General features: G+C 61.6%; 25 protein-coding genes and 2 pseudogenes. 15 read left to right on the forward strand and 12 right to left on the reverse strand.

The annotated features are described in order from the left end of the window. The first annotated feature begins 405 nt into the window (after positions 1-405). The 3 genes and pseudogenes from PH551_RS06030 (at position 406) to PH551_RS06040 (ending at position 3,433) form a co-directional block, all read left to right on the forward strand. Positions 406-846: a GFA family protein gene (locus PH551_RS06030; protein ID WP_483315406.1), complete on the forward strand. Its 441-nt coding sequence runs from the start codon at positions 406-408 to the stop codon at positions 844-846. 400 nt (positions 847-1,246) lie between these two features. Continuing rightward, positions 1,247-2,193, forward strand: a pseudogene (locus tag PH551_RS06035) (IS110 family RNA-guided transposase). 627 nt (positions 2,194-2,820) lie between these two features. Continuing rightward, positions 2,821-3,433: pseudogene (locus tag PH551_RS06040) on the forward strand (AAA family ATPase). Between the two features lie 20 nt (positions 3,434-3,453). On the opposite strand, the gene PH551_RS06045 reads toward PH551_RS06040, so the two are convergent. Then, on the reverse strand, positions 3,454-4,392 hold the full coding sequence (locus PH551_RS06045; protein ID WP_285192266.1) for a diacylglycerol kinase catalytic domain-containing protein: 939 nt from the start codon (positions 4,390-4,392) through the stop codon (positions 3,454-3,456). Then, complete coding sequence (locus PH551_RS06050; protein ID WP_085781327.1) at positions 4,379-5,413, reverse strand: SPFH domain-containing protein; 1,035 nt, start codon at positions 5,411-5,413, stop codon at positions 4,379-4,381. The genes PH551_RS06045 and PH551_RS06050 overlap by 14 nt, the downstream gene beginning before the upstream one ends. A gap of 127 nt (positions 5,414-5,540) precedes the next feature. On the opposite strand from PH551_RS06050, the gene PH551_RS06055 reads away from it, so the two are divergent. The 8 genes from PH551_RS06055 to PH551_RS06090 all read left to right on the forward strand — a co-directional run bounded on the left by PH551_RS06055 (position 5,541) and on the right by PH551_RS06090 (position 14,903). Continuing rightward, complete coding sequence (locus tag PH551_RS06055; protein ID WP_285192267.1) at positions 5,541-6,236, forward strand: NUDIX hydrolase; 696 nt, start codon at positions 5,541-5,543, stop codon at positions 6,234-6,236. Positions 6,237-6,463: 227 nt separating this feature from the next. After that, a complete protein-coding gene (locus tag PH551_RS06060) occupies positions 6,464-6,784 on the forward strand; it encodes a hypothetical protein (protein WP_085781329.1) in 321 nt (106 codons plus the stop codon). 218 nt (positions 6,785-7,002) lie between these two features. Beyond that, positions 7,003-8,856, forward strand: a complete 1,854-nt coding sequence (locus tag PH551_RS06065; RefSeq protein WP_285192268.1) for an ABC transporter ATP-binding protein — start codon at positions 7,003-7,005, stop codon at positions 8,854-8,856. Positions 8,857-8,938: 82 nt separating this feature from the next. Beyond that, positions 8,939-9,943, forward strand: a complete 1,005-nt coding sequence (locus PH551_RS06070) for a LacI family DNA-binding transcriptional regulator (protein ID WP_285192269.1) — start codon at positions 8,939-8,941, stop codon at positions 9,941-9,943. Between the two features lie 36 nt (positions 9,944-9,979). Then, positions 9,980-11,272: an ABC transporter substrate-binding protein gene (locus PH551_RS06075; protein WP_285192270.1), complete on the forward strand. Its 1,293-nt coding sequence runs from the start codon at positions 9,980-9,982 to the stop codon at positions 11,270-11,272. Between the two features lie 89 nt (positions 11,273-11,361). Beyond that, complete coding sequence (locus PH551_RS06080; RefSeq protein WP_285192271.1) at positions 11,362-12,294, forward strand: carbohydrate ABC transporter permease; 933 nt, start codon at positions 11,362-11,364, stop codon at positions 12,292-12,294. Then, positions 12,287-13,180, forward strand: coding sequence for a carbohydrate ABC transporter permease (locus PH551_RS06085; protein WP_285192272.1), 894 nt, complete (start codon positions 12,287-12,289; stop codon positions 13,178-13,180). The genes PH551_RS06080 and PH551_RS06085 overlap by 8 nt, the downstream gene beginning before the upstream one ends. A 4-nt stretch (positions 13,181-13,184) precedes the next feature. Then, the gene (locus tag PH551_RS06090) at positions 13,185-14,903 is read left to right on the forward strand and encodes a GH32 C-terminal domain-containing protein (protein WP_285192273.1); all 1,719 of its coding nucleotides are present in this window, start codon (positions 13,185-13,187) and stop codon (positions 14,901-14,903) included. Positions 14,904-14,979: 76 nt separating this feature from the next. Here the strand turns inward: PH551_RS06090 and PH551_RS06095 are convergent, their stop codons facing one another. After that, positions 14,980-15,483 carry a YciE/YciF ferroxidase family protein gene (locus PH551_RS06095; protein WP_285192274.1) on the reverse strand — a complete coding sequence of 168 codons (504 nt, stop codon included), beginning with the start codon at positions 15,481-15,483 and terminating at the stop codon, positions 14,980-14,982. Between the two features lie 285 nt (positions 15,484-15,768). Between PH551_RS06095 and PH551_RS06100 the strand changes: the two genes are divergently transcribed. Both PH551_RS06100 and PH551_RS06105 read left to right on the forward strand, forming a co-directional pair. After that, positions 15,769-16,296, forward strand: coding sequence for a sigma-70 family RNA polymerase sigma factor (locus tag PH551_RS06100; RefSeq protein ID WP_285192275.1), 528 nt, complete (start codon positions 15,769-15,771; stop codon positions 16,294-16,296). Positions 16,297-16,421: 125 nt separating this feature from the next. After that, positions 16,422-17,744, forward strand: a complete 1,323-nt coding sequence (locus PH551_RS06105) for a cytochrome P450 (RefSeq protein ID WP_285192276.1) — start codon at positions 16,422-16,424, stop codon at positions 17,742-17,744. 37 nt (positions 17,745-17,781) lie between these two features. Here PH551_RS06105 and PH551_RS06110 read toward each other — a convergent pair whose 3' ends face one another. The 5 genes from PH551_RS06110 to PH551_RS06130 all read right to left on the reverse strand — a co-directional run bounded on the left by PH551_RS06110 (position 17,782) and on the right by PH551_RS06130 (position 20,373). After that, entirely contained in the window at positions 17,782-17,955 is a 174-nt protein-coding gene (locus tag PH551_RS06110) for a hypothetical protein (protein WP_285192277.1), read from the reverse strand. Beyond that, positions 17,952-18,104 carry a hypothetical protein gene (locus tag PH551_RS06115; protein ID WP_210632049.1) on the reverse strand — a complete coding sequence of 51 codons (153 nt, stop codon included), beginning with the start codon at positions 18,102-18,104 and terminating at the stop codon, positions 17,952-17,954. The genes PH551_RS06110 and PH551_RS06115 overlap by 4 nt, the downstream gene beginning before the upstream one ends. Positions 18,105-18,170: 66 nt before the next feature. Further along, on the reverse strand, positions 18,171-18,815 hold the full coding sequence (locus PH551_RS06120) for an NrsF family protein (RefSeq protein WP_285192278.1): 645 nt from the start codon (positions 18,813-18,815) through the stop codon (positions 18,171-18,173). After that, positions 18,812-19,360: a sigma-70 family RNA polymerase sigma factor gene (locus tag PH551_RS06125; protein WP_285192279.1), complete on the reverse strand. Its 549-nt coding sequence runs from the start codon at positions 19,358-19,360 to the stop codon at positions 18,812-18,814. Before PH551_RS06125 ends, PH551_RS06120 begins: the two co-directional genes overlap by 4 nt. Before the next feature lie 278 nt (positions 19,361-19,638). Next, entirely contained in the window at positions 19,639-20,373 is a 735-nt protein-coding gene (locus tag PH551_RS06130) for a Crp/Fnr family transcriptional regulator (RefSeq protein ID WP_285192280.1), read from the reverse strand. A 401-nt stretch (positions 20,374-20,774) separates the two neighbouring features. On the opposite strand from PH551_RS06130, the gene PH551_RS06135 reads away from it, so the two are divergent. Beyond that, positions 20,775-21,758, forward strand: a complete 984-nt coding sequence (locus PH551_RS06135) for an alpha/beta hydrolase (RefSeq protein ID WP_285192281.1) — start codon at positions 20,775-20,777, stop codon at positions 21,756-21,758. A gap of 113 nt (positions 21,759-21,871) precedes the next feature. Then, on the forward strand, positions 21,872-22,591 hold the full coding sequence (locus PH551_RS06140; RefSeq protein WP_285192282.1) for a Crp/Fnr family transcriptional regulator: 720 nt from the start codon (positions 21,872-21,874) through the stop codon (positions 22,589-22,591). A 24-nt stretch (positions 22,592-22,615) separates the two neighbouring features. Here PH551_RS06140 and PH551_RS06145 read toward each other — a convergent pair whose 3' ends face one another. The 4 genes from PH551_RS06145 to PH551_RS06160 form a co-directional block, all read right to left on the reverse strand. Continuing rightward, positions 22,616-23,047, reverse strand: coding sequence for a DUF983 domain-containing protein (locus PH551_RS06145; RefSeq protein WP_285192283.1), 432 nt, complete (start codon positions 23,045-23,047; stop codon positions 22,616-22,618). Between the two features lie 67 nt (positions 23,048-23,114). Then, positions 23,115-23,297 (reverse strand): hypothetical protein, encoded by a 183-nt coding sequence (locus tag PH551_RS06150; protein ID WP_285192284.1) that lies wholly within the window; start codon positions 23,295-23,297, stop codon positions 23,115-23,117. Beyond that, a complete protein-coding gene (locus PH551_RS06155; RefSeq protein WP_285192285.1) occupies positions 23,294-23,590 on the reverse strand; it encodes a hypothetical protein in 297 nt (98 codons plus the stop codon). Before PH551_RS06155 ends, PH551_RS06150 begins: the two co-directional genes overlap by 4 nt. A gap of 134 nt (positions 23,591-23,724) precedes the next feature. Next, positions 23,725-24,096: a hypothetical protein gene (locus PH551_RS06160; RefSeq protein WP_285192286.1), complete on the reverse strand. Its 372-nt coding sequence runs from the start codon at positions 24,094-24,096 to the stop codon at positions 23,725-23,727. Positions 24,097-24,138 lie beyond the last annotated feature (42 nt).

The raw sequence follows: 24,138 nt of genomic DNA on the forward strand, positions 1-24,138 counted from the left end.
CACTCCTCCTCCCATGCTGTCGGTCACTATCGAAGCCCGGCGCACTCTCCCGCGCCGGGCTTCTGTCAGGGCGATATCAAACCCCCACGCCGTTCGAAGCCCTCATGGGGCACCGCAGGGTCACTACCTCGTGGCCGCCGACACCCTCCAACGCCTCTCGTCGACCTCGGCACTCACCAACGGACGTCAGCCACGGCATCCTCCGCCAACCCTCATGCTGAGGTGCGCAGCCGGCAGGGCGGAGCCTCGAAGCACTCGCAGCAACGCCGCTCCTTTCGACGCGACTCGCACCCACGCCCCTTGAAGTGCTCTTGAGCGCCGGCGCGGTAACCTCCTACACTCTCATGGGACGCAGCGCTCTAACCGACCACGAACAAGATCAGCAAAAAGCAACCGAGGTGACGGATGAACAGGCTTGCGCAATGCCATTGCGGATCACTCCGCGCAAAGACATCAGGCGATCCGCTCATGGTGAGCATCTGCCACTGCCGCGATTGCCAGCGCAGAACCGGCGCGGTGGCCGGCAGCGGCGCGATCTTCGGGAAGGCGGAAGTGATGATCGAGGGGGATCGCAGGATCTTCGAGCGGGACGCCGCGCAGGGGCGCAAGGTGCGATTCCATTTCTGCCCGAACTGCGGCACGTCCCTATACTGGGAAGGCGATTTCAATCCCGACCTCTACATCGTCGCCGTTGGCGCGTTCGCCGACCCGGCATTTCCACCGCCCCTGGTTTCCGTCTACGAGGAGTCCAGGCACGATTGGTTTCACCTTCCCGATGGGATGAGGCACGCGCAGCGCGGGCTGGTTTCGGCAGTGGCTGCGGACAAGGAGCAGGGCACCGGCTAGCGGCCTTGGCGGCGGTGCGCCATGAGGGCGGCTCCTCCTCGGCAGCCCGTGCGGAGCGTGCGGCAACACCGGTCCTTTTCATTTGACACCTGCGCACCCGCTCCGACCTTCGAGGCCCTTACGGGCACCTCAGGGTGACGCTCTCTTGGGCGTCGCGCCCGCGCAAAATCATACGGCGCCCGCCATCGACACGGCCTCGCCAACGCCCTCCAAGGCGCGGCATCCCCCAACATCCCTCCATCCTTGTACGTTGCCGTTGGCGTATAAACGGGCTGCGCGACCGACGGGGATGCGTGTCATCCTTGCGTTTCGAACTCGTGCCCCAGCGAGCATCTCCGTCGCGATGTCTTCGCTCGAACGGTTGATGGGCTTCGAGCCCGCGTTGCAAGGAGGAGCACCCATGCATATTGCCCAAGCTTTCATGGTCGGCATCGATGTCTCGAAAGCCCATTTCGACGTGGCCGTCGAGGGCAAAGCCGCGGTTGTCCGTTTCGACAACGACGCGCCAGGCCGGGCCGCGCTGGCGACAGCGATAGCCGGCGCCGAGCTGGCCGTCGTCGAGCCACCGGCGGTTACGAGATGGCGATCGTCAGGGCGCTGATGGCCGCCGATATTGCCGTCGCCGTTGTCAATCCCCGCCAGGTGCGCGATTTCGCCAGGGCCAGCGGCCGGCTGGCCAAGACCGATCAGGTCGACGCCCGCGTCATTCTCCACTTCGCCAGAGCGATGCGGCCGGCAAAGATCCCCCATATCGACGACGGTCGCATCGCGCTTGCTGCCCTGGTCGCCCGCCGCCGCCAGCTCATCGACATGGCGGTCGCTGAGAAGAACCGCCTCGAACACGCCCCGCAAGCCGTCGCCACCCTGATCGGCGAGACCCTCGCCGCCCTCAAGAGCCAGCTCGCCCGCGTCGATGCCGCCATCGCGCTTGCCATCGAGGCCGAACCCGACATGGCCGCACGCCGCGACCTGCTGCTGACCGTGCCAGGCATCGGCGAGGTCGGCGCCGCCGTGCTCATCGCCGAACTGCCCGAACTCGGCGCCATCGACGACAAGAAACTCGCAGCCCTCGTCGGCGTCGCCCCGGTCGCCCACGACAGCGGCACCTGGCGTGGCCAGCGCCACATCGCCGGCGGCCGCGCCACCGTCCGCTGCGCCCTCTACATGGCAACGCTCTCGGCCATTCGCTGCAGTCCGGCCATCAAGGCCTTCCACAAACGACTGCGCGCTGCCGGCAAACCACCCAAGGTCGCGCTCGCCGCCGCCATGCGGAAATTCATCGTCATGATCAACACTATCATCAAAAGACGAACCCCATGGAGCGAACCGCAACAACACGGTTGCTGAGTCACGCAGCCCAGAGGGCGGAGCCTCGAAGGATCGCAGCGCCGCCCCTTGCATCAATAACGTGGCGCGCCGCTCCTCTCCGGAGCAACAGTCGATATCCCGACGCATTTTTGATCAGCAGCCGCCGCTCAGCTTCATCCCTGCGAAAGCTCCTCGTCTCCGCTCAAAAGCGACAGCAACTACATGCCGTGAGAAGACAGTAGAGAAGTAAAGGAACCAAACCTCGATATTACTTCCATTTCCGGATCAATACCAAATAAATCAGGGCGCTAGCCCCCTATACCGTTGCAAACTCCAGCCGCTTAGCCGGCATCACACCCTGGTGTCCCGGCATTAAATTTGAGAAAATTCGCTTCGATGCCATCTCTGAAGATGACGCCGCGTTCAGGCATCTCGGAAAACGATGGCGAGCGGCTGATTCGCGGGAGACGATGCCCACGGCAAGGCGGTTACCAACATGGTAGGCATTTGATGAGCCTTGAGACGACCAAAGGAAGCGACGGCTTTTCGAAGCCGCGCTACGATTTATGATTTTATAAGCCCGACCAAATCGGGCACCGCATCTTAATCGTCGATTGCAGTGACTGCGAGGTTCGAGAAGTCAGCTGTGAATAAGGAAGACAGCCCATGAAACTATTTATTCTTCTCTTGGGCTTTCCCGGCGTCGGAAAGCTGACCATCGCGAGAGAACTAAGCCCGCTCCTGACTGCAAAGGTCATTGACAATCATTGGTTCAACAACCCGATACTGCGTCTGCTCGACGACGACGGAATGACGCCTCTCCCGAATGGAGTACGGGCATATACCGCAAGAGTCCGACAAGCCGTCCTAGATGCGATTGTCGCTTATGGCCACTCCTTCGGCGAATTTCATTTTCACGCATGCCGGCATAGAAGGTGATGAACGTAGCAATCGCACCTTTCAGCAGATTGCCGGCGCGGCCGAACAACGCGGGGCGGTGCTGGTGCCCGTGAGATTGCTCTGCGACGAGGAAGAGTTGGCGCGGCGCGTTACCACACCGGCGCGTCGCGAGCGGTTAAAGTCCGTTGACGTGCAGGCTGCCAGGGAGAAAAGCAGACGAGCCCAGGTCCTCCACCCCCGACACCCGTTTACGCTGAATTTGGATGTCACTTCAAAGACGGCGGAAGCAAGCGCAGCAGCGATTTACGATTATATCTTAAGGGTAACAGCCGGCGATCTCGGTTCGCTCCAGGACACCGGTGTCATTACCCTACCATAGCCATCCGAACCTCAGCTCCCTCACACCACCAGCATCCCCTGCCGCTCAGCCAGCGTCACCTCCGCCCGCGTGCCGGCGTTGAACTCCAGAAAATCCGCCTCGATGCCGTCGCTGAAGATGACGCCGTGTTCCGGCATTTCGGAGACGATGGTGAGCGGCTGGTCCTGAGAGACGATGCCGGCGACGATGGTGGTGCCGGTGGTGCGGCTGGGGAAGGGTTCGCGCACGAAGTAGCGCAGGTAATCCGCATCCCAGGCGAAGGACATGTCGATCGTCCGGTCGGCGGGTTCGAGCCCCAGCGCGGTCGCGGCTCCGAGCCAGCCGGAATAGAGGCTCTTCAGCCAGCCGGTCGAGCCCATGCCCGTCGAGACGATGATGCCGCTCGAGGACTGGCGCTCCTCGCGCTGTTCGGCCTGCAGGATATAGCGCGCCGAGACATGGCTTTGCGGGCCGATGAAGAGGTCGTTGACCGCGTGGATGACGACGCCGGTGTTGAGCGTCGCCTTGGCCATGCTGACGTGCTTGATCGGCCGCTTGTTTTTCAGCGCCTCGCCGATCACCTTCGGAAGGCTCTTCGGGTTGAAGGGCAGCAGCAGGCCGTCCCAGCGCTTGGGGTCGGGGTTGACGCCGAGCACCGGCTGCCCGTCGAGATATTTCAGCGTATTGGCGACCAGGCCATCCTGGCCGAGCACCACGACAACATCGTCGGGAGCGAAGACGAAGCTCGCGAGGTAGCGGCGGTCGAGGCGCTGGACGCGGGCGACGGCGCGCAGGCTTGCTTCCACCTCTGATATAGCCGTTTCGTATCGCTTCTTCTCGGCGAGGTAGTCGCTGAAGTCGGCGCCGAGATGTTCGACATAGAACTGCGCTTGCTGCACCGTGTTGAATCGGGCGATGAGTTCGTCGAGCCGGGTCGGCCTGACGACAAGGATGATCTTGCGCTCGTCAGAGACCGGCACGGTCCTTGCCCTCCTGCGGCTGCAAGATCTCCCTGAGAAGATCGGGCGAGACGTTCAGCTGGCCGATCTTCGTCGCATTGTCGGCAAGGTCGCGGAAGGCGAGCGCCATCAGCTGGCCCGGCTGCATACCGACCGAGGCGAGTGCCTGCAGCACTTTCGGATCGGCCTCTTCGAAGGATTTCATCATCGCCGTCAGCGCATAGGCCTGCGCGTCGGCCTCGGCCCGGGCATTGGTCGCCGCCAGCGTCACCAGCTCGCGGTTCTGCTCTTCGAGCGCGATCTTGCCGGCCATTTCTTCCCGGCGGATTTGCAGCTGCCGTTCCTGCACGGCGCGTTCGGCCTCCATCTGGGCTTCGCGCACCTGCCGCCTCTTGTTCTCCAGGGTAATCTCGGTGGCGATCTCGTTTTCCTTGATCGTCCGCTCCTGCTCGATCGCCGCGTTTCGCCTGCTATAGATGGCCTCGTCGGCCTGCCGCAGCAGGGCTTCACGGGCATGTGCTTCCAGCGCCTTTGATGTCTCGGCCTTCGGCATCACGGCAAGCAGCGACAGGCCGAGAATCTCCAAGCCGAGCGCTTCGATCGTCGGATGCACCTTGAGCGCCTCGGCCACGCCGGCGACGAGCGCCTCGCCCGAAGCAAGAACCTCCTTCAGCGACAGCGTCTGCACCTCGGCGCGCATCGCCACCTGAACGCGGTCGATCACGCGGGTCGAAAGCTTCTGCGGATCCTCCGAGACATAGTGGCCCCTGCGGTCGAGCGTGAAATTCAAAAGTGCCGCCGTGCGGCGCGGCTCGGCGATGCGGTAGGTGATCTGCCCCTGCACCGTCACTTCCTGGAAGTCTGATGTCACCAGAGGAAAGATGAAAGGATCGTTGACGCTGGCCGTCGGCACGAGCACGAGAGAGCTCGAAGGCGAGAAATGCCAGAAGGCAAGGCCGGCGCCCTCGCGGACGGCCTTGCCGTTCTGATATTGGATGACGTATTGCGTGGGTTCCGTCTTGATGAAGCGAAGTCCGAACATATCCGTTTTCCTGTTCTTGGCGCGAGCCCCTCGCTCGTGTCGAAAAAGAAAAACATGACTTAGTGACAAATGTCAACTAACTTAGTTGAAGATTTACACTAAGGCTCACACCTGCTATGTTCCCATCATGACGACACACGATAATGACGCCTTCAAACCGATCGCGACCGTCGATCTCGCCATCTTCTCGCTGTCGCCGGCGGGCCTCTCCGTGCTTCTGGTGCGACGCGCGAACGCGCCCTTCGCCGGCGACTGGGCTCTGCCTGGCGGCTGGATCCATATCGACGAGGATGCGGATCTGGAGGGAGCGGCGCGGCGGGTTCTGAAGGAAAAAACCGGCGTCGAAACACCCTATCTCGAACAGCTGCAAACGACGGGGAACCGCGATCGAGACCCGAGGGGCTGGAGCATCAGCATCGTCTATATCGCGCTGCTTTCGGCCGACGACGTCGCCGAACGGCAGGATGCGCTGGCTAAGGAGGCCGAATGGCGGCCGATAGAAGGCGACGGCGTCGGCTTGTCCCTTGCCTTCGACCATGCGTCCCTCCTCAAGGAGGCGCTCGGCCGCATCCGCAGCAAGGTCGAATATTCGAATATGCCCGGCCATCTGCTACCGGCCCGCTTTACACTCAGCGAGCTGCAATCGGTCTATGAAACCCTTCTCGGCCGCAAGCTGGACAAATCGGCTTTTCGAAAGCGCATGGCGGAGGCCGATTTCCTGGAGCCGGTCGAAGGCGAGATGCGCCGGGCGAGCAACCGGCCCGCCCAGATGTTCCGCTTGAAGGACGCCCAGTCGCTGGTGCTGTTCGACCGAAGGATCTGAGCCGTCCGCGCCCAGCGGGGCGCCAGATCAGGCATTCAGACGCTGCTGCTTTTGCTGGTCGAAGAAATCAACCCGTGGAGCGGTCTGCCGCTCATCCTCCCGCTTGCTGCCTGCAATCCGGGTCGCAGGCCATGGATGCATTTGTCTTCCACGGAAGCGGAACAATGATCTGCCGGCGAGGTTGTGAATAGGCCTAGCATGCAAAGATCCCCAAGGAGGACAATAGAATGCGTATGAAACTCGTAGCAGCTTCACTTTTCGCTCTCGGCATGGCCACGTCGGCTTTCGCCCAGTCCAACCCGGCACCGGCCGGCGCCACGATCGACAAGAACCAGGCCGATCAGGGCGGCGGCGCCACGACAGACACGAAGGCCAAGAAGCCGATGGCCACTGATACCACCACGACCGGCTCAACAACCAGCGGCACGATGAAAATGGACAAGACCAAGTGCCCGAACCCGGTCAACAACTCCGCCAATCTCCAGACGCAGGGCGGCACGAGCAACGCCACGCCGATGGACGAAGCCTGCGCAGCGCATAATAACTGAGCGACTTGCCTGCTCAATGAACCCCGCTTCGGCGGGGTTCATTCCGAGGGAAGGCATATCTGCCACCCTTCCACCGCTCACTTTATCCATTTCCACAGCCTCCCGTTTCCAGACATTCAGCAAAATTCTAGTTGAGATTGCAGGCGCGAGATGGTCCTATCGTACCTGCGAAGCCCTGAGTCCGCGCTCTCCTTCCGATATTTGAACCCGAGCGGCCCATGTCGATTTCAGATGCGATCTATCGTCCTTTCGAAACCCTGATCCGGCCGCTGGACATACCCTACCGGCCGCTGCCGTCGAAAGGGCCGGTGACGGTGCTCCTGCATTTCATCGGCATGTTTCGTGGCGTGCTGATTGCGCTGGCGCTTTGCTCCATGGTGTTCGAGGTGATCAACCTGACGATTGTCTGGGGGCTTTCGGTCATCGTTGACGGTGTGACTGAGGTAGGTGCTGCCGCCTTCCTGCAGAGTGAATGGCGGCTGCTGACCGTTCTCGGCCTCCTGATCTTTCCCGTAATGCCGATCGTGTCCTTCATGCTCAACACGCTGAACTCGCACACATTGGGCATAGCAATGCCGGCCGCCATCCAGTGGCAGGGGCACAAGGCGGTGGAGCGGCAGGATCTCGCCTTCTTCCACGATGTCTATGCCGGCCAGGTTTCCTCGCGGCTGCAGCAGGTCTCGTCCGCCGTCCAGCAGCAGATCCTCGCCGCTTTCCAGTCCATTCCGCGCTTCCTGATGCAGCTGGTGGGCTCGGTGATCCTGCTGAGCGCGCTTGCCTGGCAGCTTGCGCTGCCGGTCGTCGTGTGGATCGTGCTCAACGTCGCCTTCACCGCCAAGATCGTGCCCGTTTTCGTCGAGCGCTCGCGCCGCACCGCCAAGCAGCGCAGCCTGGTCGCCGGCGCCATCACCGATCTCTATACCAACATGCAGATGATCAAGCAGTTTGCGGCCGAAGACAGCGAGGCGGGCGCCATCCGCCGCATCATCGGCAAGGCGGTGCAGACGCAGCACAGCGAACAGCGCATCTACCGCTCGTCGGAAGTGACCGTCGTCATTTTCAATACGCTGCTGTGGCTGAGCATGCTGGCGGTCGGATTTTCCGGCCTCGTCAAAGGCTTCCTCACGGTCGGCGAGTTCGTCGGGGCGATCTATATCCTCCACCGGCTGTCGTCGCAGATCTTCGTCTTCCTGCAGATGGGCCAGCAGATCTTCCAGGCGATCGGCACGATCAAGGACGCCATGCCCGTCATGACGACGCCGCCCACGATCACCGACCGGCCGGATGCGACCAATCTCACGGCGCAACGAGGCGAAATCCGCTTCGAAAGCGTCCGCTTCGCCTACAAGTCCGGCAAAGCCGTGATCGACAATCTGTCGCTGACGATCCGGCCAGGCGAGAAGGTCGGTCTCGTCGGTCTGTCAGGCGCCGGCAAGACGACGCTCGCAAACCTGCTCCTGCGCTTCTACGATATCAACGAGGGCGCGATCCTGATTGATGCGCAGGATATCCGCGCGGTCACCCAAGCGAGCCTTCGCCGGGCGATCGGCGTCATCGCCCAGGATGTCGCGCTGCTGCATCGCTCGGTCGGCGACAATATCCGTTACGGCCGGCCGGAGGCGACGCGGGAAGAGATCGAGCGGGTGGCGAAGATGGCTAGCGCCGATGCCTTCATCGCCGATCTGACAGACAGCGAAGGCCGCAAGGGCTACGAGGCCTTCGTCGGCGATCGCGGCATCAAACTGTCCGGCGGCCAGCGCCAGCGCGTCGCAATCGCCCGCGTGCTCCTGAAGGACGCGCCGATCCTGGTTCTCGACGAGGCGACCTCGGCCCTCGACAGCGAATCCGAAGCCGCTATCCAGGAGCGGTTGAACCTCGTCATGGAGGGAAAGACGGTGATCGCCATCGCCCACCGCCTCTCGACGATCGCCAGAATGGACCGCATCGTCGTGCTCGATCACGGACGGATTGTGGAAGAAGGCCGGCCGGAAGAACTGGTCGAACGCGATGGGCTGTTTGCACGCCTCTGGAGGCGCCAGACCGGTGGCTTCATCCCTGAGGAGATCGATTGAGCGGGGCAGGGGACTGTCACCGCTTGACTCATCGGAAAGCGATTGATACTGATGTGGGTAATCGATAACCCAAAGCGAACCCGTGACTGCTTCACTCAACGACATAGCCGCCCGCGCAGGCGTTTCCGTCAAGACCGTGTCAGGCGCTCTGCATGGCGGTTCGGCGCGTATGTCGGACGAAACGCGCCAGCGGATCAAGGAGATCGCCGAGGAACTCGGCTATGTCACCAACTTCGCCGCGCGCAGCATGCGGCAGGGCTGGATGCCACTCGTTGGGCTCGTTGCCGATGATCTGATCACGTCACCCTTCGCGACTGAGATCATCAGGGGGCTCGACGGCGCCGTGCGCGCTTCCGACATGGCCGTCTTCGCCATGACGCTCGGCGGCCACCGCAGCGTCGGATCAATCCTCGACGAGATGCGGCGCTTTCGCCCGCGCGCGATTGCCTATGCGGCCATGTATCACAAAAGCGTCGACCTGCCGGCCGAGTTTGCCGACACGGTCGGCGTCATGATCAACTGCCGGGACGCCAATGACCGCGTGGCGTCCCTGGTGCCGGACGAAACGGGAGCGGCGATCGAAATGACGCAGTACCTGATCGAGGCAGGCCGTCGCAATATCGCCTTCATCAACCTGCCCGGCATTCTCGCTGGCGAACTGCGCGAACTCGGTTTTCGCCAGGCGCTCGATCATGCCGGCATCAACGGAGCCGGCGCCGTGGTCTTGCCGGCCGTCGGCAAGGCTGTTTACAGCGACCGGGCGCCTAGCCTCGTGGCAACGCATGTGCATGAGCTGATGAACGGTCCCCGGCCTCCCGATGCCATCCTGTGCGGCAATGACCGTGTGGCGATGGAGGTCTATGCCGCACTGCGCCGCTCGGGCGCGACCATTCCCGATGACGTTGCCGTTGCAAGCTTCGACAACCAGGTCGAGATCGCCTCACGCCTCGATCCGCCGCTGACAACAATGGCGCTGCCGCACCGCGCCATGGGTCGCCAGGCCGCGCACATCCTGCTTGCCGAAGACCGGCCTCCGGTCGGGGTGCAGAAACTGCCGTTCCAGTTGGTGGAACGGGCATCCGTGTAAATTGAGGAAGGCCCATTCAATTGAGGAGGAATTCTAATGGGTAAACGTTTACTTTGGTCTCTCGTCCTGTCTTCGGCACTTGCCGCCACTTGGGCTGACGCAGCCGAAAAGACCGCGATCCAGGTCATGCATCAGGGCGATCCGGGCTTCGTCGCCGCCTATGGCAAGGTCGCCGAGCGCTTCGAAGCCGCCAATCCCGATGTCGACGTCCAATTCATCTATGCGCCGCACGACGCCTATAACGAGAAGTTCAGCGCGGCCGTCATGGCCAAGCAACTGCCCGACGTCATGGAACTCGATGCGCCGTTCCTCGCCAATTACGTCTGGTCGGGATATCTTCAGCCGATCAAGCCGCTGATCGACAAGGACGTCCTCGACGACATGACGGAGTCCAACATCGCGCAGGGCACATATCCGATCGACAAGGATCTCTATGCGATCGGCCTGACGGACTCTTCCGTCGTTCTTTACGGCAACAAGAAATATCTCGAAGCGATCGGCGCCCGCATCCCGAAATCCGTCGACGATGCCTGGACGCGGGAGGAGTTCGAAACCTATCTCGAGAAGCTCTCGAAGCTCGATGGCGTGAAATGGCCGATTGACACCTTCCGCGGCTACGGCATCAAGACCGAATGGATAACCTATGCCTACGGCCCCATCCTGCAATCGGCCGGCTGCGATCTGATCGACCGCAAAGCCTGGAAATCCGAGGGCACGCTCGACAGCGACGCCTGCGTCGATGCACTCGCGATGATGCAGAAATGGGTTAAGAACGGCTGGGTCGTGCCACAGTCGGCCGGCACCAACCAGTTCTACGCCGAAGGCAATCCGGCGGCCCTGGCGCTCGGCGGACATTGGGTCTATGCGGAGGCGGTAGCCGCCATGAAGGACAACCTCGTCGTCCTGCCGCTTCCGAAGTTCGGCGCAAAGAGCGTAAGCCCCAATGGCACCTGGATCTGGGCGATCACCAAGACATCGAAACATCCCGATATCGCGGCTAAGTTCATCAGCTTCCTGCTGAAGGACAAGGAATACCGGGCCTATGTCGCAAGCCAATCCGGCTACCCCGGATTGAAGAGCTTCGCTGCCGAGTCTCCGCTCTATGCCGATGGCGGTCCGATGGCGATCGCCTTCGAACAGGCATCCAAGACCGCCGTCGCACGTCCGCCGCATCCAGCCTATCCCACAATCACGTCGGCCTTTATGCAAGCCGTCGACGAGGTGTTCAATGGCGGCGATCCCAAGGAGGCGCTCGCAACAGCCGCCAAGAAGATCGACCAGGACATCGAGGATAATGACGGATACCCGCCGTTCGGTGACGAGCAATAATCGCCCTCGCCGACCAATCGGAGCCTTGCGATGCGTCCGTGTGACATCGCAAGGCGGAACCGACATCACGCCTGGAGAGGAGGAGCTGTATGGCCATGCAACAATCGACATCGTCGCGATCCGCTCGAATAACGCTCCGGCGTGACAAGGGACGGCTGATGCAGGAAGCGGCCATGCTCGCGCCGGCCGTGATTCTGTTGACCGTCTTTCTGATCGTGCCGTTCCTCCTGTCTTTCTGGACGGCGATGACCAACCAGCCTCTCGTGCCCCGGCCGACGCCCGTCCGCTTCGTCTGGTTCAACAATTTCATCCGCATCTTCCAGGACGATCTCTTCTGGACGGCTCTCTGGAACGTCTCGCGCTTCACCTTTTGGATCATTCCGGTGCAATGCGGCCTCGCCTTTGCGACGGCGCTGCTGCTGCATCAGAAGCTGCCGTTCCGCAATCTGCTGCGCGGCATGTTCTTCCTTCCGGCGATCACCTCTATGGTGGTGGTCTGCGTCATCTGGGGCACCCTGTTCCAATATCCGACGGGACCGTTCAACCAGATCCTCGGCTTTCTCTCCGGCGGAGCGATCCAGCCGATCGATTGGCTAGGCGATCCCGAATGGGCGATGTTTTCCATCGTCCTGCTCTCGGCCTGGCAGGCCTATGGCTTCCAGATGATCGTCTATCTCGCCGGCCTCCAGGGCATTCCAGACGAACTCTACGATGCCGCCAAGATCGACGGCGCCAACGCCTTCCGGCGATTCTGGCATGTCACGATGCCAGGCCTGCGGCCGACCCATGTCTTCGTCCTCGTGATCACGACCATCCAAGCGTTCAAGCTCTACACCCAGGTCGCCATCCTCACGCAAGGCGGGCCGAAGAGCAGCACCGAGACGGTGGTGCACTACATGGTCCGCGCCGGCTTCGAAGAGCAGAAGATGGGCTATGCCTCGGCCGTTTCGGTCATCCTGTTCGTCATCGTTCTCATCATCGCGCTGATCCAGCGCCAGCTCCTGAGGCGCTTCGATGTCTGATATCGCTCTCTCGATCCCGCAGGCCCGCGCGGCGCGGCCGCGCTCCGCCGCAAGGGTTCTGCGCACCATCCAGACGGTCTCTATCTTCATCATCGCCCTGGTGATCGTCTCCCCGTTGCTGCTCCTCGTCGTGGCGAGCCTGAAGGATGACCGGTTCCAGATCTTGGCCGATATGGGCAGTTTCCGCGCCTTCTGGGTTTCGAAACCGACGCTCTCCAACTATGCGGAGGTCGGCCACCTCTCAGGCGAACTCGCCTTCGGCCGTTACCTCATCAACTCGCTGATCATCCTGGCGACCACGGTCTGCTCAGGCCTGATCGTCAATTCGATGGCCGGTTTCGTCCTGGCCTGGGGATCGCTCCGGGGCCGCGCCGTCATCCTGTCGATCGTGATTGCGCTTTATGTGATCCCGCAGGAAAGCATCATCATGCCCCTCGTGATCATGGTATCCAGGGCGGGAATGTCCGACACCTTCGCGGTGCAGATCGTGCCCTGGGTCGCGAGCCCGCTCTACATCTTCCTGTTCTACCAGTTCTTCACGCAGCTGCCGAAGGAACTGCTGGAAGCCGCCGAGATGGACGGCGCGTCCTTCTTCCGGGCCTATCGCTCGATTTTCCTGCCCCTCAGCCTGCCCGCACTGGCCACCGTCTCGATCCTCATGGGCATCGAGACCTGGAACCAGTATCTCTGGCCGATCCTCGTCACCCAGACCGATTATGCCCGCCCGATCGCCGTCGCCATCGCGACCTTCTTCGGTCAGGACAGCATCTACTGGGATCGGGCGATGGCCGCCTCCGTATTGATGATGATCCCGATCCTGGGGCTCTACCTCGTTTTCCAGCGCTGGTTCGTGAGTTCCTTCATCGGCTCCGCCGTGAAAGGTTGAATTGATGACAAGCCAAGCGATGACTCCGTCCCATGAACGCGGGTCGGAGACGATCAGCGCCGTCCTGCCCGCGGGAGCGACGATCCACGCGTGGATCAAGGCCCGGCATGGCGGCGCCGTGGGAAGATTGACCGCCTATGTCGATGGCGATCCGGCCATCACTGTGGAAACGTCAAATCGCCATGAATTCGAGTTTCGGGTGCTGACGCTGGAAAGCGGAGGGGAAACCGACTTCTCCTACGATCCCGTGACGACGCAGGTCTCGGTTCTCTACGCCTTCCTTCAGCCCGGCGTTCTCGAAAAAGGCATCCGGATGCTGCATGTCGGGTCTTCCAACGTCGCACCCGAAATCTCCGGCGGCTATCACTTCCGCCCACGCTTCGGTTGGATGAACGATCCCAACGGTTTTGGTAGATTCGGCGGCAGGGTGCACCTGTTCTACCAGCACTATCCCCACAGTCTGCGGTGGAACAACATGCATTGGGGTCACGCTGTCTCGGACGATTTTCTTCACTGGAAGCATCTTCCGATCTTTCTTCCGCCTTCGGACGAACTCGCCGCACGGGCCGATGGACGCGGCGGCGCATTTTCCGGCTCGGCGATCGCTCTTCCCGGGGATGAAGCCGGCTTTCGCATCTTCTTCACCGAGCACATGAAGGATCGGAAACCGGAGGAACAGGTTCAGTTCACAGCAACCAGTCGCGATCTTGTCAGCGTCGAGCCGGCAAGCCTGATCCTGCCCGCGCGGCCCGCGGGCCTCGGCCTGACGACCGACTTCCGCGATCCCTATGTCTTCATGGGTCCCGATGACAAATGGAAGATGCTGCTCGGCACTCGGGACCGTGAGGGCGGCGTGATCCTGCTCTATGAAACCGATGATCCGGCCGCGGCGACGGGATGGACTTTCCTCGGCGTGCTTCATCGCGAGAACCGCTTCGGAATGACGGCCGCGGAATGCCCCTGCATGGTGCCCCTCAACGGTCCCGTAAACGACCCGTCGACCCGCTGGGCACTGATCTTCGGTCTTCTCACCAGCCGCGATCCGGCAACGGGCCGGCGCAATATGACGCTTGCGACCGTCGGCCGCTTCGATGGCCGCAGCTTCGCCGTGGAATTCGAACAGGAACTGGATTTCGGCACCGACGCCTACGCGTTCCAGGCCTTCGTCGATGGCGGCGGCCCGGTCGGCATCGCATGGCTGGCGAACTGGACTGACGTCTCCAAGGATATCGACATGGCGTCGGCGATGACGCTGCCGCGCCGGCTGGCATTGCACGAGGGGGCTCTGATCACGCCGCCGGTCGCCGGTGTCGAAAGCCTGCGGCAACGCCGGCTAGATGCCTATGGCCTTCTGGACGGCCAGGCGGTCGACCTCGCCAACGGCGCCGTCGAAATCCTGCTCACACTCAAGGAGCCGGGCAAGGCGTTTCGCCTGACGTTCGAACATCCGCAGGCGGCGCTCGAGGTTCTTTTGAACGACGATGGGCTGAGCATTCCCTTTTCGGTGGCGCATGCCAAGGTGTCGCCACGCTACATCGCCGCCGGCGCGCGCCCGTCGTCCATCCGGATATTCCTCGATGCAGGTTCAATCGAGGTCTTCGCCGACGATGGCCGCTGGACCGGAACCAAGCGGCTGCCCGGCTTCAGCGGGGTAAGCTCGGCGCGTCTCATCGCGCCCGAGGGGAATGTGCTCACCGCCGAAATCTGGCAGCTCGGTCTTTGATCTCAGGGGCAATCCGGGCAAAAGCACGGCCGCCGGGACGGCGGCCGTTGCGAAGAAGCATAGCGCATCGAGCGGCTCAGGCTGCCTTGCCTTTGCCCTTGACGTTGGCCGAGGACTCGGCGAGCCGCGTGAGCTTCTTGTCAGTCGCCTCTTCTTCGGCAAGCGTAGCCTGCAGCAGCGGCACGGCATCCTTAAGGCCGAGCTGTTTGGCCCAGGCGATCAGCGTGCCGTAGCGGGCGATTTCATAATGCTCGACGGCCTGTGCGGACGAAATCAGACCAGCATCGAGGGCGACCGTGCCCTTGAATTCGTCCATGATCTCCTCGGCTTCTGCGATGATGCCCTGAATGGCCTCGCAGGTCTTGCCGCGTGCCGGTTTGCCGATCATTTCGAAAACCTGTTCGAGGCGTTCGACCTGCGCCTGGGTCTCGTCGCGATGCTGCAGAAAACCGGCCTTGCCCTCTTCCGATTGCGCGGCGCGGGCCATCTTCGGCAGGGCCTTCAGGATCTGCTTTTCGGCGTAATAGATGTCCTTGAGAGTATCGAGAAACAGATCGTTCAGAGTCTTCTCGGTTGCCATTTAATCCTCCTGTGGCGTGTCGTGACGACAATCAACTCTCGCATCGGTCGGATGTTCCGATCGGAAATATGACGCCCCCTTGGGCGGGGGCGTCATCTCTGTCCGGCCAAGGAAGAGACCGCCCGATCGAGAGTACCCGGACGGCGATCACCGAACGATTGCGGGAGGCCGTTGTTCCCGTCCGCGAGCCGGCGAGCAGTCGCCGGCCAAGCCGGACTTTTGTCCGCTATCGTACGGCAACGAATAGGGAGCCAGCGACTTTCCTTCTCATCCCAGGAGAGAAAAATGGCTTCCCCGTCTTCAGTACGCCCCGCATCGCATTGCAAAGAAAAATCCGCGATCGAGCGGGAGATCGTCGAGCTGACGCCGGCATTGCGCGCCTTTGCCCGAAGGTTCCTGCGCAGCGATGATGATATCGACGATCTCGTTCAGGAAACCTTGCTGAAGGCGCTGAACTCGATTCATCTTTACCAGCCCGGCACCTCCCTCAAATCCTGGCTTTTCACCATCCTGCGAAACACGTTCTGCACCAATTATCGCCGGAAGAAACGCGAGCCGGCTGGAATGGACACGGCGATGGAACAGGTCGCGATCGCCCCGACCCAAGAGTGGGTGCTGCGGGAGCACGAATTGCAGCGGGCATTGACTCGGCTTTCCGACGACAGGCGCCGGGCTCTGACGTTGGTGGCTGCCGGAACAAGCTATGAGGACGCCGCCAAAATGTGCGGGTGCCGGATCGGCACCTTGAAAAGCCGGGTGAGCCGCGCCCGCGAGTGCCTGATTGCGATGCTCGGAAACCATCTCGTCGATTGAGCGGCTTGCGCCGGCCGCTTCGCCTCGAGCGGAACAAACGGTCGTGGTCCTGGTTCCAAACCCAAATCGATAGGATCGGCCGATCGAATCGATATGGGCCAACCGCCGGGCCAGGCTGAAGAGTCATGAACGCGCGAAGCCACGCCATCTTTCCCAGAGTTAATCGCGCCGGATGGCTCGATACGCTCCGCGTATTGACGGCGGTCGTGGCCCCAACGGTTGCCAAGGGCATCATCATTCGCCGCCCGACAATGGAGCGTCTGGCGGAGCGGCAAGGCTTCGACAGAACCGCCGTGGAACAGATGCAGCGGCTGAGAAACAAATACGGGCCGGCTCCTCTTCTGCTGCCCATCCCATTGCGACCACAGCTGCTGATCCTCGATCCGGCCGATGTCGCCACGGTGCTTCAATCCTCGCCCGAACCGTTTGCCGCGGCGACGGCGGAAAAGCATGCCGCCCTTGTTCACTTCGAGCCGAAAAACGTCCTCATCTCATCGGACTCTCGGCGCGCCGAGCTTCGGCCTGCCCATGAGCACGCTTTGGCAGCGGCAGACCGGCTGCATCCATATGCGATGCATTTCAAAAATATCGTCGACGAAGAATTCCTGCAGGTCCTGAACTTACCCCGTGAGCTCGATTGGCCGGCCTTTTCTCAGGCCTGGTTCCGGATCGTCCGGCGGATTGTCCTCGGCGAACGAGCGCGCAACGACGTCACATTGACCGAGACCTTGAACGAACTTCGAGGCCGGGCGAACTGGGCATTTGCCGCCCCAGTCGATCAGCGCAAGCTTGCTCGGTTTCACGACCAGGTCGGCCGCTATCTGGGGAACCCGGAGAAGCACAGTCTGGTCAACCGGTTTCCCAGAGGCGATGAGCTTGCTCCGGAAAACCAGGTGGCCCAGTGGCTGTTCGCCTTTGATGCAGCCGGAATTGCCGTTATGAGGACGCTCGCCTTGCTGGCCTGCCATGTGAGCTACTGGGGCAAAGCCGTCGAAGAGGCCATCGGCGGCGATCTCGATCGGCCCTTCACACGCAGTTGTCTGCTGGAGGTTTTGCGTCTCTGGCCGACGACGCCCGCCATCCTCAGGCAGCTGACCAAGGACATCCAGTCAGGCGACAGGGTCATCGCTCGAGGCACTGGCGTCATCATCTTCGTCCCCTTTTTCCATCGAGACCCCGCGCTCCTCTATGCCAATCGGATGGAACCGAGCATCTGGGGACAGAACGATGCGTTGCCGGCCGCAGGGCTCGTGCCTTTCAGCGCCGGTCCTGTCATATGCCCGGCACATAATCTCGTGCCGACGATTGCAAGCCTTGCCGTGGGCACATTCTTGTCGGCCGGCGAGATTGTGCTGCTGCATCCCTCTTTAGACGTCGCCAATCTTCCCGGCACTCTCAATCACTATGGCATCCGGCTGAAGCTGACTGCGCGGCGCAGGGAGAAATAGATGCTGCCTCAATGGCCTCGGCACAGGTCGCGCCGGCTCAGAGCCTTTGCATGACCCCGTAAGCGAGGATCAAGACGTAGAGCAGAAATGCGACAGCGACCACGGTCGCGATCACAGCGATGACCTGCCACAGGGTTTTCAGCGCATCCCGCTGCCCTTCGTCGCTCGGCCGGTCCAAGCGGATCGGCTCGTCTTTCGGCCACTTCGTCAAGGATTGGCTTCCGTTGAAGATTGCGTGGGCTGACCGCTTATGCTGATCGAGTTCCACGAGAGCGTAGCGCCGAACACGATCACGAGCCCGACCAAGAGAATGGCTCCCAAATAGATCATGAAAGCGCGACGGTCCGATTCCTGGCTCATCTTCTCTCCTTCGGTCCTCGAACCAAGGGAAACCCGGAATGTTCCAGATCAAGAAATCGAGAGGGGTCACCAGCGTAGCAGGCGGGGTCCGGTGACGGCGCCGACAGCTCCAATGAGCAGGATGCCGAGCGTATACCAGATCAACACGAAAGGCATGCCGTTTTCGGTGCAGAACCAGGAATAGACCCAGGCGCCGGCTGCTCCCGCGGCAATGCCGGCGACGAAGCCGGTCAGCCGCAGATCGACAGGCGCCGCGCGGCGCAGTGCCCAGACCGTGCCGGCATAGACCGGAATCGCAAAGCCTGCGATGAGCAGCGGGCAATGCAGCGCCGAGGAGCCGAGGATCAGCAATCGATAGTTCTCGCTCGGTGCCATCAGGAGCTGGGTGGCCGCGACGGCCGTCATGGCAGCGAAAATCACGGCTAGCAGACCGAAAAAGCGACCTTCCGAACCGTCGGGGCGGGAAAGCCGAAAAACGGCGGCAAAGGCGGCCGCCGCAATCAGGGCATTATAGGCCGACTTGATCCAGAAGACCGGCAGCATCAGCACGTCTGAGATATCGACCCGGGGGCCGAGAATGATCAGCATAAGCAGCAGGGAAAATGCGAGGGCGGGCGCTATGCCGAGCGCAAAGCGGCGCCATAGCGCGTTGCGCGGCACCGGCTTCAGGTCGCTTGTCAATCGCTCGATGATATCGTCCGTCTTTGTCACGATGTGCCTCGCAATCTCTCTCCGAGCGCCTTGAGCGCCCGATGGATGCTGACTTTCACCGCCGATTCGGACTGGCCGGTGCGGTTTGCGGCGTCGGCGACCGAGCCGCCCTCGAGCTTCACCTGGCGGATCAGTTCCTGCTGTCTCGGCGGCAAGCCGTCGAGCAACCGCTCGACATCCATGCGGGCAGACAGCCTATCCTCGCTGAAGTCGCTTTCGATCTCGTCATCAAGCTCTGTCTCAGCCAGCCTGCGTCCGCCACGGCCGCGGTGATGGTCTATCAGCTTGTAGCGGGCGATGGAGAAAAACCAGGCGGTAAAAGGTCTGTTCCGGTCATAGGTAGACCGTCGGGAATGCAGTGCCAGCAACGTCTCCTGCACCAGATCTTCCATGTCCGCTCTCGTCGCCGCAGCCATTCTGCGGCTGTAATAGCCGACAAGCAGCACACGCAAAGCCGTCAGCAAACGCCGATAGGCAGCCTCGTCCCCGTCAAGGGACAGAAGCATCAATGCTTTCAGGGCTTCTTCCGAATGGGCGGTGGTCATGCTGTCAAAGAGCTCATTCGTAAAAGCGGGCAATCGGTTACAGGGAAACCAAAGATTTTTGCAATACAGCTCTATAGCATATGAACGTGAAGCTGTAACGAATTGCGACTCGCAGCTGAAAGCATCGTGTTGGCGCATGCAGATCGACCGAAACGATTGCGTCGAGCTGACCCCCATTGGGCGGTCGTGGATCTCCCGGCAGGCGGCAATGACGAACTCTGGGAGTTGTGGCGAAGACCGGTGTACCGGATACGGCTGCCGCTGTTTCAACCAGAGCCCTACAAAGTCTGTCGCTTCGATTTTCTCAGAGGCCCGATCAACCGCTCGTATTCCTCCTCCGCCCTGCCATAGGCGTCGGCGGCGAATTCCTCGAGGCCGGCGCGATCTCTGACGATCACCAGGCCGCGGACCGAGCGGATAAAATGGTTGCCCTCGAGCAGATGGAGAGCCGTGGTGACGCTCGGCCGCCTGACCGCCAGCATCAGAGCGATAAACTCATGCGTCAGGGCGAGCTTGTCCCCATCAATGCGGTCGTGGCACATCAAGATCCAGCGAGCCAGCCGCTCATCGATCCCGTGAATCGCATTGGAGAGCGCAGTGAATCCGGCCTGGGTCGCAAGAACGTGCGTGCTCTTGTGCAGGAGGTCGGAAAACACCGGCTGTGTTTTCATCAGATCCACAAGCTTGTCCTGCCGCATCCGATAGGCAAAGCCCGGCACCTGGACGGCGACCTCGGTGACGCTGATTCCGCCGTCTATCGCTGCCGCCGTGGGGGCAAACCCGTCACGGCCGAACAATCCAGCTTCGACGCGATTGCCCTCGGGCGAAACATTGATGATCGAACCTACTCCCGAGCACGGGAAATATGCGTAGTCGATCGTGGCGCCGGCTTCGGCCATGACGAAGCCGCGAGGAGTGTCGCAAGGTTCGAGATCCGCAACAACAGCTGCAAGCTCCTCCTGAGGCAAGAGGGCGAATAGCCGGTTTTCCCTGGTCGGTGTCGTTGCTGCCAATGCTCGCCCTCCGGAAGTGTGGGGTTGGGCGCAGTCTGATCGTTTCAGGTGCGAAATACGGACTCGCTAGGCGGCTCTTGCACGCAACTCACCAGCCAGCCCTTGGTTCCCGATTTGCGCGGAATTAACGAAAGGAATGTTGCCGGACTTGCCGGCGGGCCTCGATCTGCGGATTGTTGTCAATTCGCTTCAACTTCCCCTGGTTCCCGCGCGTAAGCAGCTCAAATCTGTCCTCCGGTTTCGGGAACCGACTCTCGGTCCGGTCGTTCGGGCGCAATCGCCTGCTTCAACCGAATAAACACGGAGAACGATGATGCGGCTGATGCTCAACCTTTCCCTTCTCTTCCTGGCCGCGACGCCTGCCTTTGCTGCCGATGAAGCCTGACAGCGAAGTGAAGGACATGACCCCTCGAACAGCATCGGGCCTGCGGCCGGCGCCGTTCACGTCCCGCGAGATCGGCGCCGCCCGCAGGCTCAATGCCTTGCTGCGCTTCCTTCCCAGCTATCATACCGATCGGCGCTGGAACGCCAAAATCGTGCAGACCTCAATTCGCGTCGCGCAACTGCTGGCTCCAGACAGGCTGCTGCGCCGCAGGCACGTTGTTACCCACCTTGTCGCAGCCGACGGCAGGCGGATCGGCTTGAGGTTGATGCTTCCGAACGGAGCCCCGCGCGGCCTTTACGTCCATTTCCACGGCGGCGCCTGGGTGATGGGCAACGCCCGCTTTGACGACGGCATCACCTACCCGATCGCCAGAGACTGTCGGATGGTAGCGGCCGGCGTCGATTTTCACAATGCCGCCGACGACCGGCTGGACCTCTCTCTTCAGGACAGCACGGTCGCGATCGAATGGCTCGTCGATCATCTCGCCGAGTTTGAGGTCGAGCGGATGATCCTCGGCGGCGAGTCCTCGGGTGCACATCTCGCCGCGGAGGCGCTCCTCCACCTTCGCGAGCGCGGCAAGGCGGAGAGGGTTGTCGGATTTGTTTCCATGTGCGGTGCTTTCGATCTCGGCGGGTCGCAAAGCCTGCGGCTCTCGACCGGCAGAAGCCTGGTGATCGATGGGCCATCGGCGCTGCGCAATTTGCAGCGACTGACGCCAAGTCTTTCCGGGCGTGAGGCGAAGGGTCCGTTGTTTGCCGATCTCTCTGGCCTGCCCCCCGCCCTGCTGGTCGCCGGAGCGCTCGATCCAATCCTCGACGACAGCATCTCGATGTATGAGCGATGGCAGAGCCAAAGCGGCAATGCCGACCGCGTCATCTTTCCGGAGGCCCCGCACGGCTTCAACCGATTGCCGACTAGGCTGGCAGATAGAGCAAACAGCCTAGTCAGGGCATGGATCTCGCAGACGCTCGGCCGCACTGCGAGCGCGGGCAGTGGCTGATCGAGCGCAGGCCCTCGAGTCTGTACGCTATTGCACAATGTATTGCTGAACGATTCTAGATGGTTAGGTTCGCCCGCAGCAAGGGCCGCATTATCACTGATGCGCGGATGGACATGGATGACCAACAATTGAACTTTCGCAATGAACTTTTGCGCGCCATGGGCCCGCAGGAGCAGGAACTCCTGCTGCCGCATCTGGAGCCGATCGATCTCGAGGTTCCTTTGGTCCTTGAAATGGAGAATAGTCCGGTCAGCGACGTCTATATTCTCGAATCAGGGCTTGCCTCGATCGTGGCGAGATTTCCGGGCGGGCGTGATATCGAAGTGGGCATTGTCGGCCGCGAGGGCATGACGGGTGCAGCAGTAATTCTGGGGGGAAATCAATCCGCGAACCGGACGTTCATGCAAGTCTCCGGCCATGGCTTCAAATTGCCGGCATCGGTCCTTTCTGCGGCGATGGAGGAAAGCCGTCCCTTGCGTAGCCTGCTTCTCGCCTATGTCCAGGCGCTGCTCGCGCAGACAACGTCGACGGTGCTCGCCAACGGCCATGCCAAGCTCGAGGAGCGGCTGGCGCGATGGCTGCTGATGGTCCATGACCGGACCGATGGCGCGACCATTTGGCTGACCCACGAGTTTCTGGCGGTGATGCTCGGCGTGCGCCGCGCAGGGGTCACGGTCGCGCTGCATCTGCTCGAAGGCAAGGGGCTGATCCGATCCACGCGGCGACAGATCGTCATCCTCAACCGGCGGGGATTGATAGAAGAGGCGCATGGATCCTACGGCGCTGCCGAAGAAGAATATCGGCGGCTGATCGGCAAGGATCTCGCCCGCTGAAAAGCATGCCGCCGCGTGAGCGCCTCAGGACCGCTCCCTCCGCTCCTTCTCGGAGGCATGCCAGGCTCTGTCGATACTGCCTTCCTCCGCCTTGTGAAAGAATTGCGAGCAGACGAGCCAGCCTTTCAGCGGCCTCAGAATGAGAATGCAGGCGATGACGCTGAGGGGCAGGCTGACGATGAGATGCACCCAGATCGCCGGCTCGAACGTGAATTGGAACCAGAGGGCAAAGGCGAGCGCCGGAACGGCGACGATCGACATCGCGAAGAAGGCCGGCCCATCCGCCGGATCGGCGAATGAATAATCCAGGCCGCAGACTTCGCAGCCTCGGGCGAGCGTAAGATATCCGGAAAACAGATGACCCCGCTGGCACCGCGGGCAGCGTCCCAAAAGTCCCGTGAGGGCAGGGTTCGTCGTTACCTGATAATTGGCGGGAACTTCATTTTCGGGTTCCATTCCCCTCGAACCGCGCCCGAAGGGGCAGGTTCCGCAGCCGACGGTGTTTTCGGGGGACCGCAGTGGATCAGCCTGATCCTGGCGTGATGCTCTGCTCGTCCTTCTCGGGCAGCGCGCCGGCGCCGGGCGTTTTGTTTTCGTCTATGAGATGATCCTTGGCGTGAGGACCGGCCGGCGGGTTTTTCCTCGCATCGGCGGTTTTCTTTTCGGTTCCTTCGACGTCGGTCCGCGCTTTTTCACCGTCATTCATGAGCTGCTCCTCGTCAGATTGAGAACGGGCCGTTTCGATCTCCGCCCCGCCGTGATCGCAGCAGTTCGGGAGAGCCCCCTTTTCGCCGACGCCAGACGGCCGACCGACAGCAGCTTGACCTCGTCAGTCAAACCGTGGCGATAAAGGCGAATGAGCAGAGCGGCGACCTCCTGCATTTCAGGCGAACGCACGGCTTTGCCGGCCTCGCGGCAGATCACATCCAAGACGATTTGCAGACGCTGAAGATCGGCAGAATCGAGCGCTTTCAAATGGATGGACTGAGAATCGAGCATGACCCTGGTCCCTAAGCTTTTCACCGTGCGTTTTTGAATAATGGGACTCTATTGCAGCCGAAACAACTCCTCGTCCTCCATTGTACGGAAGCGAACACCCACCGCATCGCGCGCCCGAAGGGAAGCCAGGCGCTTTAGTGATAATAGGACGGGTCCCCTCCGAACAGAGCGGCGATCATCGCGTCCACGTCGGAAGGACGCCCACTGACCACAAAGCCGCCCGGCGGTGTTTCGGATCGCTCGTCATAGGCAAAGATGAAAGGAATCCGCCGTGTCTCCAACCAATCATTTATCCAGAGCATGGCTTCGTCGGAAATCGTCACGTCGACGATCACCGCATCGAACAGCAGGCCCTCGCTCAAGCATTCCATGGCGCTGGAGATGACAACGGGGCCGGCGAGCACCGCCTGGCGCGCGATCAACGCCTTTCTTGCACCGTCCGAAAGGAAGCCGGCTTCACCAATGATAAGGATCGTCTTGCCGGCGACCGGACTGAGCGACTTCATGGCGGACGCCTACTGTAATCCAGGTTTTAGGGTGATCATGCT

Origin of the sequence: Rhizobium atlanticum, assembly GCF_030182485.1 — a bacterium.
Classification (GTDB): domain Bacteria; phylum Pseudomonadota; class Alphaproteobacteria; order Rhizobiales; family Rhizobiaceae; genus Rhizobium.